Annotated in this window: 8 protein-coding genes; 2 read left to right on the top strand and 6 right to left on the bottom strand. The window is 56.7% G+C overall.

The annotated features are described in order from the left end of the window. Nucleotides 1-15: 15 nt before the first annotated feature. The 6 genes from ONZ54_RS09030 to mnmL all read right to left on the bottom strand — a co-directional run bounded on the left by ONZ54_RS09030 (nucleotide 16) and on the right by mnmL (nucleotide 9,080). On the bottom strand, nucleotides 16-1,941 hold the full coding sequence (locus tag ONZ54_RS09030) for an EAL domain-containing protein (protein WP_271787980.1): 1,926 nt from the start codon (nucleotides 1,939-1,941) through the stop codon (nucleotides 16-18). Nucleotides 1,942-1,944: 3 nt separating this feature from the next. Next, nucleotides 1,945-2,706 carry a transglutaminase-like cysteine peptidase gene (locus ONZ54_RS09025; protein ID WP_271787979.1) on the bottom strand — a complete coding sequence of 254 codons (762 nt, stop codon included), beginning with the start codon at nucleotides 2,704-2,706 and terminating at the stop codon, nucleotides 1,945-1,947. Nucleotides 2,707-2,827: 121 nt separating this feature from the next. After that, nucleotides 2,828-4,153: a TolC family outer membrane protein gene (locus tag ONZ54_RS09020; protein ID WP_005314727.1), complete on the bottom strand. Its 1,326-nt coding sequence runs from the start codon at nucleotides 4,151-4,153 to the stop codon at nucleotides 2,828-2,830. A 35-nt stretch (nucleotides 4,154-4,188) separates the two neighbouring features. Further along, entirely contained in the window at nucleotides 4,189-5,607 is a 1,419-nt protein-coding gene (locus ONZ54_RS09015) for an HlyD family type I secretion periplasmic adaptor subunit (protein WP_017412894.1), read from the bottom strand. After that, a complete protein-coding gene (locus ONZ54_RS09010) occupies nucleotides 5,600-7,744 on the bottom strand; it encodes a type I secretion system permease/ATPase (RefSeq protein WP_005314720.1) in 2,145 nt (714 codons plus the stop codon). Before ONZ54_RS09010 ends, ONZ54_RS09015 begins: the two co-directional genes overlap by 8 nt. Nucleotides 7,745-8,144: 400 nt before the next feature. Continuing rightward, complete coding sequence (mnmL, locus tag ONZ54_RS09005) at nucleotides 8,145-9,080, bottom strand: tRNA modification radical SAM protein MnmL/YtqA (RefSeq protein WP_271787978.1); 936 nt, start codon at nucleotides 9,078-9,080, stop codon at nucleotides 8,145-8,147. Nucleotides 9,081-9,680: 600 nt separating this feature from the next. Here mnmL and gltB point away from each other — a divergent pair. Together gltB and ONZ54_RS08995 are read left to right on the top strand one after the other, a co-directional pair. Continuing rightward, nucleotides 9,681-14,138, top strand: a complete 4,458-nt coding sequence (gene gltB / locus ONZ54_RS09000) for a glutamate synthase large subunit (protein WP_271787977.1) — start codon at nucleotides 9,681-9,683, stop codon at nucleotides 14,136-14,138. A 12-nt stretch (nucleotides 14,139-14,150) separates the two neighbouring features. Further along, nucleotides 14,151-15,566: an FAD-dependent oxidoreductase gene (locus tag ONZ54_RS08995; RefSeq protein WP_271787976.1), complete on the top strand. Its 1,416-nt coding sequence runs from the start codon at nucleotides 14,151-14,153 to the stop codon at nucleotides 15,564-15,566. Nucleotides 15,567-15,620: the final 54 nt, after the last annotated feature.

Below are 15,620 nucleotides of genomic sequence, written 5' to 3'. Positions count from 1 at the left end.
GTTTATATTGATTGCTCAAGGCAAGGGAAATGCAGGGTGTACGAAGCCCTGATAACCGTCGATATGCAGCTTGGAAAGCAGCTCGACCTGATGCTGATCCTCAACACGGGTTGCGATGGTAGTCACACCCGCATTGTGGGCGGCGCGACAAACCGCGGCCAGGAAAGAGGTGTCTGCCCCCGGCTCCATGACCTGACTGGTATAACCATGGTCAACCTTGACATACGCCGGAGCCAGCTCTTCCAGATAGCCCAGAGACTGGAAGTGGCGGCCATAATGGTCAACCCCCCACTGAAATCCATGCTCCTGCAAAGTAATCACCAGCGCGGTCACATGTTCCTTGTGCTTCATAATGGCGGCTTCCGGTATTTCAAACAGCAAACGATCCTTCAGCTCTGCATGGGTTGTCAGGTACTCCGTCAGCCAGGTCAGAAACTCGTCAGAGCAGAGGGAACCTACCGTAATATTGATGGCCAGCGCCAGGTCTGATTGCTGTTTAAGCAAAGGAACGCAGGCATCCAATACCGCCTGATCAAATTCACTCCCCAACTTGAATTGTTCGATGGCTGGCAAGAACTGGCCCGCAAAGTAGTCAGTTCCATCACGCGAAATAGAGGCAAACAATTCAGCATGCAACCGCACCCCATTGTCGAATCGGCAGGCCGGTTGCGCCTTGAAGCGCCACAAGTGCCGTGAAATGGCATCTTGTACCAGATCGCGCCAAGCCAGGCGCCCCATCATTCCCTGATCTGTACCCCCTTCCATGACCACGGCGCCACGGCGTTCGTTTCGGGCCTTGCCAAGCGCATTATCGGCTTTGGTCAGCAAGGCGGAGAGATCATCATTGCCATCACGCCCCGCAATACCTATGACGGAGAGGGCATCTCCTTCACCCATCGGATTAACGACCAAGTCGGCAATACGGCTGTTGATAACCTCCGCCAAGTCTTTCAACTGGGTCAGATCATCGGTTGGACAGAGCAGCGCATATTCAGTCGCAGAGATCCGCGCCAGAGCCGCACCATCCCACCCCTTCAACTGATCTTTCAAGGTCTGGGCGATGGACTTGACCATGTTGTCCCGCGCGGCAAATCCCTCTTCGCGGTACAAATCATCGAGCATATCGACCGCCACCAGCATGACACCACCTTGTCCTGCCTCGGCAATCCAGGCGTTGACCTGACCGACAAAATAGGCTCTGTTGCCCAGCCCGGAAACTGCATCCACATAGACCCGCTCCCGCAGTTTTTCAGCTTCATCGGCTTGCTCTTTGAACTGCAGTGCCAACTTGCTGGAGAGGGTATTGATGGCCTGCACTACCTGCTTCAATTCGTGGGTTTTGGGCTCTGGAATGGCGTGACCGAAATGGTGAAGTTCAATCTCCACCGCCTGCTCGCAAATTTGTTTGAGTGGCTTGAGCAGATAATTCAGTGCCCTCATCAGCAAAATGGTGGTGATTAAAAAACCGATCAGGAACCAGCTTGCCAGTTCGCTCATCCCCCGCCACAGCTCGTAATAAGCTTGTCCAGGGTGGCCCACCACTTTCAGTTTACCCAGTTGCAGCCAGCCGGATGTCAGAATTGACTCGTTGGATACTTCGGGAAACAACCCCAAGCCGATAAACCATTGCGGCACGCCCTGAATGTTGCTGGTGTTCTCTTGCTCGATGACATCTTTGGACGCCAGCAGATCCAGTCGGATTAACTGATAATAGCCGCCATCGAATATGGCCTGGATGACAGACTCAGCTCCCACCTTGTCACCGTTTTCCAAATACGGGGTCAGCGCCAACCCGAGCGAGGTGGCGGTATTGATGACGGTGGTTTCCTGCTGCTGGGCCAGATAGGTTCGGGTCGAATTGAACTGCACCCAATAGGTGGCTGCAAACAACAAGCCGAACAGGATCAACATGGTTGCCAATAATTGTCTGTAGAGCGTCATAGGTTAATCATCCAAATTCACCACAGGCCGAGCCAATCGCCCGGAAGTCATGCGATTGCGTAAATCAGTCCATAATCCCAAGCGTGACGACTGCCCGGCCAGTTCCCCTTGACCACGCGCCTTCATCAACCACAAGTGACTACCGTTAAAGCTGTATATCGGCACCAGATCCCTGCGTTGGCTGGCAGGACGGATCGAGCCGATCAAATTATCCAAAATCACAGGTTCGGAGGAAGGGGTGTCATAGTAGGCAACAACCATATGAAACTGGTTATAATCCAATGCCTTGACATATACCATCCGCATTTTCTCATCGGGAATGCCAAGCTCCAGCAGGGTGAAGTATTTTGAAATGCTGAAGTCTTCACAATCACCGCCGGCCGCCCCCAGAAACTCCAACGGGGTAGCCCAGTAATCTTTCTTGCGCCACAACTTGATGTCATCAAGAAAACGCATTCGATTAAAAAACTGGTTTACCTTCTCCAGCTTCTGGCGTTCATTCAGCCCGGCTGCACGATTCTGTATGACCAGCGTACGCCAACTTGTCACACGCTTGCCTGCCCTGACCCCATAGGTTTCCTCTGCGCGCTGAACCAGCTTGAGGTCTTCGGGTGTCAAAGGTTGACTGGCAGAGAGGAGGAGCGGAAGCGAAACCAGCAGCAACCACAGTGAGTAACGCAGCCAGCGAGCGCGCAAAAGCAGACCCAACCCCGAGGCTGACGCCCTGCTGCAACCGCTTGCCTTCCACCACACCGTCACACTCATCCCATGGGCATCCAATGACTGTCACTGCACCGGCCAAGCATCAGACCGTTAGAGACAAGGGATGGTGGCAGCACAGCTGCGACCATCCCTTTCACTCGCATCAAACCTGATGCGTTCTCCATTAGCGTTTGGCTTGCCAGTCGGCCGGCTGCTGCACGTTAAACGCGTTGAGCAAACTGCCTGTCGCGTTGAGGATACGGTAATCCGCCAGCAGAGCGTCATACTCGGCCGTGATGTAACTGCGGCGCGCCTCGAACAGTTCGTTCTCGGTGTTCAACACGTCCAGCAAGGTACGCTGACCCAGACCAAACTGCTTCTTGTACGCCTGTACAGTGTCATAGCTGGCGTCAACGTGCTCTTTGAGGAAGGTCTTCTGCTTGGTCAAAGACTCTTTGGCGTTCCAGGCCAGACGCGTTCCCTCTTCAACCTGACGGAAGGCATTCAGGTGAATGTCTTTAGCCTGGGAGTACAGGGATGAAGCCGCCTTGCTCTCTGCCAGATCAGAGCCACCGCGGAACAGGTTGTAACGCATCCGAACCATGGCAGTCAGATCATCGTTGCGTCCCTTGACCGCATCGATATCCTCATTCCAGTTCTGATCCACTTCGAACGTGACGTTCGGATAGAAGCCGGATTTGGAGCCTTCATGCTGATACTTTGCCGCTTCGATATCCTGCAGGGAAGAGAGCAGGGTCGGATGCACTTCGGTGGCCGTTTTCAACGCGGCATCCAGACTGGCTGGAATGAACTGTCCATCGGGAACCGGTTGTACCAGATCCTTGGGCATCTCGTTGACGACGCGAATGAATTCGCTCTCGGCATCGCGATAGTTGTTCTCGGCGGCAGCCTGGTTGGCATAGGCACGGGCAACACGACCATCGATCTGGGTCTGGTCCGCAGTCGAGCCCAGGCCAGAGTCGGTCCGCTTGCTGATGTCGCTGCGGATCTGCTCATGGGTTTCCAGATTCTGCTTGGACAGCTCTAGGATCTCCTGCTGACGCAACATGTTGAGGTATACCTCAGCCACGCGCAGCGCCGTGTTCTCTGCCTCGGAAATCATGGCCAGACGCTGGGCGTTGGCTTCGGCATCGGTCCGGGCCACGTTGCTGCTGACATTGAAACCGTCGAACAGCATCTGGCGCAGACTGATCCCGGCCTCTTTACGGGTCATGGAGTCGTCAATATTGCTATTGGCGCCCGCGGCACGGGTGGACGGGCTATCGGTCTTTTCATAACCGACACCACCGCGCAAATCGATAGTGGGGTAGTAACCACCTTTGGCTCCATCATGCTGATACAATCGTGCCTGATAGAGATCAAAAGCTTCCTTGATTTTCGGATGGGTAGCCAGTGACTGTGCCACTGACTGTTCCAGCGTTTGAGCCTGGGTAAGGCCCGGGAACAGCACGGCGCCACTTACTAACATGGCAACAATCGTCTTCTTCATGGTATCTCCAGTCATGTTGTTTTTAGATTGTTGGCTTATCGTTCTCTCAGTGCCGACTGTTTCGCCCGTAATATCGGCTTAAGCAAATAGTCTAGGACACTTTTTTTACCAGTAATAATATCTGCACTGGCTAACATACCGGGGATGATGGGAAGTGCGTTAAGCTCATCGCCCAAGTAACTCTTCTCGGTGCGGACACGAACCAGATAAAAGGAGTTCCCCTCCTCATCCTGGATCGAGTCAGCACTTATCTGTTCGACCTTTCCATGTAGTCCTCCATAAACGGTGAAGTCATAAGCAGTGATCTTGACCACGGCATCAAGCCCTGGCCGCAAGAATGCGATGTCTTTCGGGGAAACCTTGGCCTCTACCAGCAAGGTGTCTTCCAACGGCACGATTTCCATCAAATCCATACCCGGTTGCACCACCCCACCCAGCGTATTGATCTTGAGTTTCTTGATGGTGCCTTTGAGAGGCGCAATGACGCTGGTCCTGTCGACCCTGTCTCGCAGCCCGACCTGCCCTTCCGACAACTGTCTCAATTTACCCTGAAGTTCGTTGAGCTCAGTCTGTGAGTCAGCACGGAACTTCAATGCAATGTCGTTGCGCTTGGAAATGCTTTCTCTCAGCACAGAGTTGAGTTTGGGAATAATAAGCCGGTTGCTCTCCAGCTCTCCCTGCATCTCGTTGACCTGGCGTTCCAGCTTGATGAGCTCTACCTGGGGGACTATCCCTTCTTTGGCCAGGGGACGACTGATGTTCAATTCCTGCCGGGCCAGATCAACACTGCGCCCGACGGTTCTTATCTTGGCATTGAGCTCGATCAGCTCCTGCTCTTTCTGCTCGATCTGCTGGCCAAGTATATAGAGCTGGTTATTCAGGCTATTAAGTCGTTCATCCTGAACCGACTTTTCACGGGCAGCATATTCGGCAAAGACATTTTCAAAACCATCAGGAAAGTCGATAGGCTGTTTGTCGATGAGCACCTGCTCACGCCAACTCAGGTTCGGCCCAGTCTTGACCACCACGCTCTTTATCTCGGCTCTTAGCCGGGCAATGCCGCCCTTGAGGGTCACCAGCTCTTCTTCACGTTCACGGAAATCAGAGCGAAAACGAGTGTCATCGATACGCAGCAACGGCTGCCCTTCTTCAACTATGTCCCCCTCCCTGACGAAGATCTCCTTGACGATCCCCCCTTCAAGGTTCTGGATCACCTGCAACTGACGGGACGGAATGACTTTGCCCTGCCCGACAGTCACTTCATCCAGCTCGGCCCAAGCAGCCCAGACGATGGCGCTCATGAAGAACAGAAAACAGGCCCACAACAATACTCTGGCCCGGGTCGGGGTACTCAGCAGTACGGCAGCGGCGCCATCATCGACAAACTCCAGATGTTCGGGTGCGGGCAGCACTGTATCGGACGGCGACTTCTTGAACAGGCCAAATTTAGCCATTGGACGCCTCCTGCACTCGCACCTTGCCTTCCTTCAACTGTTGCAACACTACATCTTTGGGTCCATCTGCCACTATCTGCCCCTGCTCCACGACGATGACCCGCGATGCGACATCAAGCATGGAGGTCTTGTGAGTAATGAGGATCAGGGTGGTTTCCGGTCCCAGTCGTGCCAGCTCATGCTTGACCTGCATCTCTGACTGGTTATCCATGTTGGAGGTGGGTTCGTCCATCACCAGAATGGGGGGATCGTTGAGCAAAGCACGGGCCAGCAGGATCGCCTGACGCTGACCGCCGGAGAGCTGACGTCCCCCTTCCCCTATTTGTCTGTCCAGACCGTTAGGGTCACGGTTGGTAAAGTTGGTGACACCGGCCCGTTTGGCCGCACGCAGCACACGCGCATCGTCCACCAGCGGATTGCCCAGCATGATGTTGTCACGCACAGAGCCGAAAAACAGGGTAACATCCTGAGGGACACAACCTATGTTGCGCCGGATCACAGATGCGGGCAGCTGATCCAGTTCGAACCCGTCGAGACGGACCGAACCATCTGTGGGTCGATACAGCCCCATAAGAATCTTCTCGAGAGTGGTCTTGCCCGCCCCGATCCGACCTATGATGGCCACCTTCTCACCCGGCTCAATACGCAGATTGATATTGTGCAGCGTGCTCGTCTCCATCCCCGGATACTTGAACGACACATTATCAAATTCAATGCGCCCGGAGATGATGGGGTGGTGAATGTACTGCTTGCCTTCCTCCTGCTCACCTGGCGTCATCATTATTTTCTCCAGGATCTCCAGCGCGGACTTGGCCTGGTTGTAACGAGTGGAGAGCACGGAGAGTTGCACCATGGGGGCGATGGCACGGCTGGAAAGCATGACGGCGGCAATCATGCCCCCCATGGTGACCAACCCTTCCGATATCTGGTAGACACCGACGATCACCAGACCCACGGTTACCACCTGCTGGATATAGCTGGCCAGGGAGGACATGGAGTTGGTGATGCGGCGAGTCTGTACGCCCCAGGTAGAGATGTGGGATACAGCCTGTTCCCAGCGATGCTGGAACATGCTCTCGGCGCCGAAGATCTTGACGGTCTCCAGTCCGGAAATACTCTCGATGAGGTTGGCATTCTTTTGGGAGGCGAGGCGCGAACCCTCTTCGATGGATTGCTTGAGCGGCGCCTGAATATAGAAGCTGTAAATAATCAGGATCAGCATGGCGACGATGGGCACGACCACCATGACGCCGGCAAACAACCAGATAATGAAGAGGAAGAAGACCGCAAACGGCAGATCGATGAGGGTAGAGACAGTGGCTGAGGTGAAAAACTCCCGTACGGACTCGAACTCTTGCAGGTGTTTGGCAAAAGCGCCGGTGGAAGCCGGTCTCGACTCCATCCGCATGCCCATCACCTTGGCGAAGATCTTGGCCGACAGCAATACATCGGATTTTTTTCCCGCAATATCAATGAAATAGCTGCGCAGCTGGCGCATCACAAAATCAAAGGTAAACACCACCATGGCGCCTACCGCCAGCACCCAGAGTGACTCGAACGCCAGGTTGGGCACGATTTTGTCATAAACGTTCATGGTGAACAGCGGACTGGCCACCGCAAACAGGTTGATCAAAATGGAGGCAATCAGCACATCCCGATAGATGCCGCGGGATTCAAACAGCGTGCTCCAGAACCAGTGACCATCACGGGTCTCCAGTACCTTGGGAGAACGGTCATCAAACTTGAACTGCTTTTTGACAAAGAAGAGCCGGCCCAGATATTCGTCACCCAGCTGGGCAACGCCGAGCCACTGGGCGGCATCACCCGCCTGAGGAAAAATCACCTTGCCCTGGGTTCTGTCTTCGTTCCACTCCAGCAGTATGCAGGCACCACCGTTTCGCATCTGCAATACGCAAGGCAGCAACAAGGATGAGATGTCGGCAAGGGGCTGGATCACTTCCCGTGCTGAAAGCCCCCCCCGCTCTGCTGCGCGGCTGAACAGGTTCGGTGTCAGCAAGCCGGATACCAGCGGCAGGCCGGTCGTCAGGGCATCCTTGCTGTTGGGCACGCCATAAAAGCGGGTCAAAAAGACCAGACATTCCAACAGCTCATCAATACGGTTCGTTTCTGCTTGCATAGCATCCTGTCACTGCTTGAATAGGTCGGCCGTCATCATCGCGCATCTGTGGTCACACATGGTTGCATGACAAGCGCACGCTCGTGGAATAAACATCAGGATCCCACAGCATAGAGATCAACAGCCTGATAAACGTTAAGCACAGGCAAATGACACTGGATATCATCATCAGACCTGAGAGGCATTACGCCCAAAGACGGTACGGCATGAAAGTGCTTGATAGCGACACAAGATGGCGCCATGTCTGATATATCCCGCCCAAATTGGAAACAATACACGCTTATTGACAATGATATCTTTTTCAAGCGGAATACTATATCAAGACAATTTTACCGAAACTATACCGCAAAGACTGAATTTCATCTAATAACCCTCTGTTTTTTTGACGAAATTTGATTGCTTACTCTATATGGTCAGGAAGGGAGAAAGGCCGTCCCAGACTGTGTCCTTGGGCACCAGAGCGGGCCAGTTCATTAGCAATCCCTGCCATGGCTGTCCAGCGATTTTCGCACCAGACCGGTGCCAACAGGGTCGGTCGGCGGGCAGAGGCAGAAATGCGATGATAGACCACCTCGGGAGGGGTGTGCTGGATCATGGCCACTGCAGCTTCAACATATTGATCCAGCGACAACACCGCCAGCCGCCCTGCCTGCCACGCCTTGCCGAGGGTGCTCCCCTCCACCACATGGAGCGGATGCAGCTTGATCCCCTCGACCCCGGTCGCCACGATGCGATGCAGGGTATCGAGGCTATCCATCGGCACCTCCCCCGGCAGGCCGACGATCAGATGGGCACAGACCTTGATGCCGCGCTGATGGGCCCGCGCAACCGCATCGGCATAGGCGGCGTAACCATGACCGCGATTGATGCGCTGCAAGGTCTTGTCATTGGCACTTTGCAGCCCCAGCTCCAGCCACACCTCATAGCCACGGGCTTGATAAGCTGCCAGCAGGTCCAGCACCGCATCCGGCACGCAATCGGGTCGGGTACCGACACACAAACCCACCATGTCGCTGACTGACAACGCCTCTTCATACATGCGTTGCAGGTACTCGACCTCGGCATAGGTGCTGGTGTAGGCCTGAAAGTAGGCGAGATAGCGTTTGGCACGGGTCACTTCATCCCGGCGCGCCAACAGTTGCTGCACCACGGAAAGCTGCTGGGCCGACTCGTCGGCAAAAGAGGAGACATTGCAAAAAGTGCAGCCACCACGGCCCAGGGTGCCGTCCCGGTTGGGGCAGGTGAAAGCGCCGTGAATAGAGAGCTTGTGGATCTTCTGGCCGTGGCGTTGCTTGAGATCCTGACCGAATGTATTGACGAGTTCGTGTAACTGCATGACACCTCCGCTAAAGGAGCGTCATTGTACGAGCTGGCAAAAACAGGGCGCTGAGCTGGATCAAGAGAGGGGAAGGTCAGAAAACATATAAATATTCACCAATATCTGGATAAATATCAGCAAGCGGGTCGTTGTTGATGCTTTCGAAACCCTTGCACCAAACACGGCATGCGCAATCCTGATGAATAACTGCTAGCTAACCACCTGTTAGGCAATGAAAATTCACGCATAGACTGACTGACGACAAAAGCAAGACTCGTGGTGCGTAATTGTGATCTCTCCCCGCCACTTGCCTGATGAATTGGTAAAATTACTACAAATCCCCTCCCCCACTGAGTCAACCAACAAAAGCCAACATATCAACATTAAGTGCTGTAAAAATAAAAAATTCCAGAGCAATCACCAATTCAAGCCCCATATATACCCGCACTCCAACATTTTGTTATGACATTGTAATAATAAAAACAGCCGGGATGTTCAATTGACCTTGCCGAAAAATCCCATTAGTTTGGAGATTCGCCACGTCAGGCGGACGGAACCACAAGAGCCAATCGCAATTTATGCAGTTTGCGATGCAAGGCCGAGCAAGGGAGAAATGCAATGTCACTATATGATCCAAAGCTGGAGAGGGATAACTGTGGCTTCGGCCTGTTGGCCCACATGGAAGGTGAAGCCAGCCACAAGCTTGTCCGTCTCGCGATGTCAGCATTGGCTCGCATGCAGCACCGCGGCGGTATCTCCGCCGACGGCAAGACCGGCGATGGTTGCGGTCTGTTGCTGCAAAAACCGGATAGCTTCTTTAGAGCCGTCGCCGAAGAGAAAGGATGGCATCTGGGCCGCAAATACGCGGTCGGCATGCTGTTTCTCAACCCGGACCCCGTATTGGCCCAGCAGACTCGCGACATCATCGACGAGGAGCTGGAAAGAGAGACCTTGAGTCTGGTCGGTTGGCGCAAGGTGCCCATCGATACCAATGTGCTCGGTCCCATCGCCAAAGCCTCCCTGCCCAGTATTGAACAGGTCTTTGTCAACGCGCCGCCAGGCTGGGTCGACAAGGATCTTGAGCGCCGCCTTTATATAGTGCGTCGCCGTATCGAAAAGCGCATCAGCGACGACTACTTCTACGTGGTCAGCCTCTCCAACCTGGTCACCGTCTATAAAGGACTGTGCATGCCGGTGAATTTGCCCCACTTCTATCTGGATCTTGCCGACATTCGCCTGCAATCGGCCATCTGCGTGTTCCACCAGCGTTTCTCCACCAACACCAGCCCGCGCTGGCCGTTGGCGCAACCGTTCCGTTATCTCGCCCACAATGGCGAGATCAACACCATTGCTGGCAACCGCCAGTGGGCCAAGGCCCGCAGCTACAAGTTCGCGACCCCGCTCATTCCGGATCTGCAAGAGGCGGCGCCCTTCGTCAACACCACGGGCTCCGACTCCTCCAGCCTCGACAACATGCTGGATCTCTTCCTGGCCGGTGGCATGGACCTGTTCCGTGCCATGCGCCTGCTGATCCCGCCTGCATGGCAAAAACATCCGAACATGGATGACGACCTGCGCGCCTTCTATGACTTCAACTCCATGCACATGGAGCCCTGGGATGGTCCGGCCGGCATCGTCATGACCGATGGCCGCTATGCCACCTGCGCACTGGACCGTAACGGCCTGCGTCCGGCCCGCTATGTCATCACCAAGGACAAGTTCATCACGCTCGCGTCTGAGGTCGGTACCTGGGACTACACCCCGGATGAAGTGCTGGAGAAGGGCCGGGTCGGCCCGGGCGAGCTGTTCGTGGTGGATACCAGCAACGGCAAGGTGTGGACCAGCTTCGAGATCGACGACGATCTCAAGAGCCGTCACACCTACAAACAGTGGATGGACTCCCATTGCAAGCGGCTGGTGCCGTTCGAGCAGATGGATGACGCCAGCACGGGAGCCCGCGAGTTCTCGGACGATCAGCTCAAGACCTATCAGAAACTGTTCGGCTACTCCTACGAGGAACTGGATCAGATCATTCGCGTGCTCGGCGAGAACGGTCAGGAAGCGGTGGGCTCCATGGGGGATGACACCCCGATGGCTGTGCTCTCCTCCAGCCAGCGCACCCTGTATGACTACTTCCGCCAGATGTTCGCCCAGGTGACCAACCCGCCGATCGATCCCCTGCGGGAAAACCACGTCATGTCACTGGCTACCTGTATCGGTCGCGAGCAGAACGTCTTCAACGAGACCTTCGGTCACGCCCACCGGGTACTGTTCCAGTCGCCGATCCTGCTCTACTCCGACTTCCACCAGTTGCTTGCGCTGGAAGGGGAGCACTATCGCCATCAGGTGATCAGCCTCAACTTCAGGCCCGAAGAGGGACTGGAAGCAGCCTTGGTGCGCATCTGCGAAGAGGCCCAGACTGCCGCCCGCAACGGCACAGTGCTGCTGATCCTGTCGGATCGGGACGTCAGTGCCGACACACTGCCCATTCCAGCCGCCATGGCGGTAGGCGCGGTGCAGCGCACTCTGGTGGATAACAATCTGCGCTGCGACGCCAATATCCTGGTGGAGACCGCCAGCTGCCGCGACCCGCACCACTTCTCGGTACTGCTGGGCTTTGGCGCCACAGCCATCTACCCCTATCTGGCTTATGAAACCCTCGCCAAACAGGTCGAGGAAGGCGTGCTCAAGATGAGCATGCGCCAGGCCATGCTCAACTACCGCAACGGCATCAACAAGGGCCTCTACAAGGTGATGTCCAAAATGGGCATCAGCACGGTCGCCAGCTATCGCTGCTCCCAGCTGTTTGAAGCCGTGGGCCTCTCCAGTGCCGTGGTCGCCATGTGCTTCCGTGGCGTCTCCAGCCGTATTCAGGGCGCCGATTTTACCGATATCCAGCAGGATCAGTTCAATCTGGCCCGTCAGGCCTGGTTGCAACGCAAGGCCCTCACTCAGGGTGGCCTGCTCAAGTTTGTCCACGGCGGCGAGTATCACACTTACAATCCGGATGTGGTGCAGACCCTGCAAACCGCGGTGCGCTCCGGCAACTATGCCGATTACAAGGAGTATGCGCGGCTCGTGAACGAGCGCCCTGTCTCTACCCTGCGCGATCTGCTGGCTCTGAAGAAGGTCGACAATCCGGTGGACATCAGCGCAGTGGAGCCGGCAGCCAAGCTGTTCCCCCGCTTCGACTCCGCCGCCATGTCCATCGGCGCCCTAGGCCCTGAGGCGCACGAAGCGCTGGCAGTGGCCATGAACCGCCTTGGCGGTCAGAGCAACTCCGGTGAAGGCGGTGAAGATCCCAAGCGTTTTGGTACCGAGAAAAATTCCCGTATCAAACAGGTGGCGTCGGGGCGCTTTGGCGTCACCCCCCACTACCTGATGAACGCGGACGTGGTGCAGATCAAGGTGGCCCAGGGCGCCAAGCCCGGTGAAGGCGGCCAGTTGCCCGGTGACAAAGTCACCGCCCAGATAGCCAAGCTGCGCTATTCCGTGCCTGGCGTGACCCTGATCTCGCCGCCGCCGCACCACGATATCTACTCCATTGAAGACCTGGCCCAGCTCATCTTCGACATCAAGCAGATCAACCCGGACTGTCTGGTGTCGGTCAAGCTGGTCTCCGAGCCCGGTGTCGGCACCATCGCCTGCGGCGTGGCCAAGGCCTATGCCGACTTCATTACCGTCTCCGGCTATGACGGTGGCACGGGCGCAAGCCCGCTGACCTCGGTCAAGTATGCCGGTTCCCCCTGGGAGCTGGGCCTGGCGGAAACCCAGCAGGCGCTGGTTGCCAACGGCCTGCGCCACAAGGTGCGACTGCAGGTGGATGGCGGTCTCAAAACTGGCCTCGACATCATCAAGGCCGCCATCCTCGGTGCCGAGAGCTTCGGTTTTGGCACTGGCCCCATGGTGGCGCTCGGCTGCAAATACCTGCGCATCTGCCACCTGAACAACTGCGCCACCGGCGTCGCCACCCAGGATGAGAAGCTGCGCCGCGAGCACTTCACCGGCCTGCCGGAGATGGTGATGAACTACTTCAAGTTCATCGCAGAAGAGACGCGCGAACTCATGGCTCAGCTGGGGGTCACCCAGCTGACCGATCTCATCGGTCGTACCGATTTGCTGGAAGCCCTGCCAGGTCTCACCGCCCGTCAGGCCAAGCTGGATCTCTCCGGCATTCTGGCAAGTCCGGTGGCGCCAGCAGGCTCCAGCCTGTTCAGCCAGCAGCACAACCCCACCTTTGACAAGGGACCGCTCAACTTGCGGATGGTGGACGATCTGCTGGAGGCGGTGGAGCACAAGTCGGGCGGCGAGTTCCGTTACGACATCCGCAACACGGATCGCTCTGTGGGGGCCCGTCTGTCGGGCGAGATCGTCAAGCGTCACGGCAACCAGGGCATGGCGGCCGATCCGGTGAAGGTTCACTTCAACGGCACAGCAGGCCAGAGCTTCGGCGTCTGGAACGCGGGTGGCCTCGAGATGATACTCACGGGTGACGCCAACGACTACGTGGGCAAGGGGATGACTGGCGGCAAACTGGTGGTCAAACCCCACGTCGGCGTGGCATTCAAGTCCCACGAAGCCGCCATCATTGGCAACACCTGCCTCTATGGCGCAACCGGCGGCAAGCTGTTTGCGGCCGGTACGGCGGGCGAGCGCTTCGCGGTGCGCAACTCAGGTGCCCTGGCCGTGGTCGAGGGGATAGGCGACAACGGCTGTGAATACATGACAGGCGGTATCGTCACCATCCTCGGCACCACTGGCGTCAACTTCGCGGCAGGCATGACAGGTGGTTTTGCCTACGTGCTGGACGAGTGCGGCAACTTTGCCAAACGCACCAACCCCGAGCTGGTCGAACTGCTGGACGTGGCGACACTCGCCATCCATCAGGAGCACCTGCGCGGCATCATAACGGCGCACCTCAATGAGACCGGCAGCTCGCGCGCCGAGGAGATCCTGGCCAACTTCGACTCCTATGTGCCCAAATTCAGGCTGATCAAACCCAAGTCCAGCGACGTCAAGTCCCTGCTTGGCCACACCAGCCGTTCCAGTGCAGAACTCAGAATCCAGGCGCAATAAGGAGGGAACCCTATGAGCCAGAACGTATTCCAGTTTATCGATGTCCAGCGGGTCGACCCGCCCAAGAAGCCGCTCAAGATCCGCAAGATCCAGTTTGTGGAGATCTACGAGTCCTTCAACCAGGCCCAGGTCGGCATGCAGGCGGATCGCTGCCTCGACTGCGGCAACCCCTATTGCGAGTGGAAATGCCCGGTCCACAACTACATTCCCAACTGGCTGAAACTGGCCAATGAGGGGCGCATCCTGGAGGCGGTGGAGCTTTCCCACCAGACCAACAGCCTGCCGGAAGTGTGTGGCCGCGTCTGCCCGCAAGACAGACTGTGTGAGGGTGCCTGTACCCTGAACGATCGCTTCGGCGCCGTGACCATAGGCAATATCGAGAAATACATCACCGACAAGGCATTCGAGATGGGCTGGCGCCCGGATCTCTCCAACGTGGTGAAAACCGACAAGCGGGTCGCCATCATAGGTGCAGGCCCGGCCGGGCTCGCCTGTGCCGACGTGCTGGCACGGGGTGGCGTCAGCGCCGTGGTGTTTGACAAGTATCCGGAAATTGGCGGCCTGCTCACCTTCGGCATTCCCTCCTTCAAGCTGGAAAAAGAGGTGATGCAGCGCAGACGCGAGATCTTCGAGGGCATGGGGATTGAGTTCCGCCTCGAGACCGAGGTGGGCAAAGATGTCACCTTCGCCGATCTGCTGGGCGAGTTCGACGCCGTCTTCCTCGGGGTCGGCACCTACAAGTACATGAAGGGTGGCTTCGAGAATGAGACGGCTCCCGGTGTGTACGATGCCCTGCCCTATCTCATCTCCAACGCCAACCGGCTGCTGGGCTTTGAGAAGGCGCAGGCCGATTACATCGACTTCGCCGGCAAGCAAGTCGTGGTGCTCGGTGGTGGCGATACCGCCATGGACTGCGTGCGTACCGCCATCCGCCAAGGTGCCGACAAAGTCATTTGCGCCTATCGCCGCGATGCCGAAAACATGCCGGGCTCCAAACGGGAAGTGAAAAATGCCCGGGAGGAAGGGGTCGAATTCATGTTCAACCTGCAGCCCATCGGCGTCGAACTGGATGCTGATGGCCAGACCTGTGGCATCAAGATGGTGAGCACTGAACTCGGTGCGCCCGATGCCAATGGCCGTCGCAATGCGGTAGTGATAGAGGGGTCAGAGCAGGTGCTGGCTGCCGATGCCGTGGTGATGGCGTTTGGCTTCCAGCCCAACCCCCAACCCTGGATGCAGGAGTTTGGCATAGCGCTCGACAACCGGGATCGCATCCAGGCCAGCGAGCAGGCTGACTACCCCTTCCAGACCAGCAACCCCAAGGTATTCGCCGGTGGCGATGCGGTGCGCGGTTCCGACCTGGTGGTGACCGCCATTTACGAAGGTCGCAAGGCTGCCGAAGGGATCATGGACTATCTGGCCGTCTGATCCGCCGTCCGTCATCGCCTTTGTGCCAACAAACAGCCCCGCATCTGCGGGGCT

The sequence above is a fragment of the Aeromonas salmonicida genome (assembly GCF_028355655.1).
In the GTDB taxonomy this organism is placed as follows: Bacteria; Pseudomonadota; Gammaproteobacteria; order Enterobacterales; family Aeromonadaceae; genus Aeromonas; species Aeromonas salmonicida.
Note: the sequence above shows the minus strand (reverse complement) of the source record. Positions and strands in the feature narration are given on the sequence as shown.

Excerpts from the sequence above, each read along its gene's own strand:
- ONZ54_RS09025 (WP_271787979.1), bottom strand. The coding sequence starts at position 2,706 with ATGAGTGTGACGGTGTGGTGGAAGGCAAGCGGTTGCAGCAGGGCGTCA.
- ONZ54_RS09020 (WP_005314727.1), bottom strand. The coding sequence starts at position 4,153 with ATGAAGAAGACGATTGTTGCCATGTTAGTAAGTGGCGCCGTGCTGTTC.
- ONZ54_RS09010 (WP_005314720.1), bottom strand. The coding sequence starts at position 7,744 with ATGCAAGCAGAAACGAACCGTATTGATGAGCTGTTGGAATGTCTGGTC.
- ONZ54_RS09015 (WP_017412894.1), bottom strand. The coding sequence starts at position 5,607 with ATGGCTAAATTTGGCCTGTTCAAGAAGTCGCCGTCCGATACAGTGCTG.
- ONZ54_RS09030 (WP_271787980.1), bottom strand. The coding sequence starts at position 1,941 with ATGACGCTCTACAGACAATTATTGGCAACCATGTTGATCCTGTTCGGC.
- mnmL (WP_271787978.1), bottom strand. The coding sequence starts at position 9,080 with ATGCAGTTACACGAACTCGTCAATACATTCGGTCAGGATCTCAAGCAA.
- gltB (WP_271787977.1), top strand. The coding sequence starts at position 9,681 with ATGTCACTATATGATCCAAAGCTGGAGAGGGATAACTGTGGCTTCGGC.
- ONZ54_RS08995 (WP_271787976.1), top strand. The coding sequence starts at position 14,151 with ATGAGCCAGAACGTATTCCAGTTTATCGATGTCCAGCGGGTCGACCCG.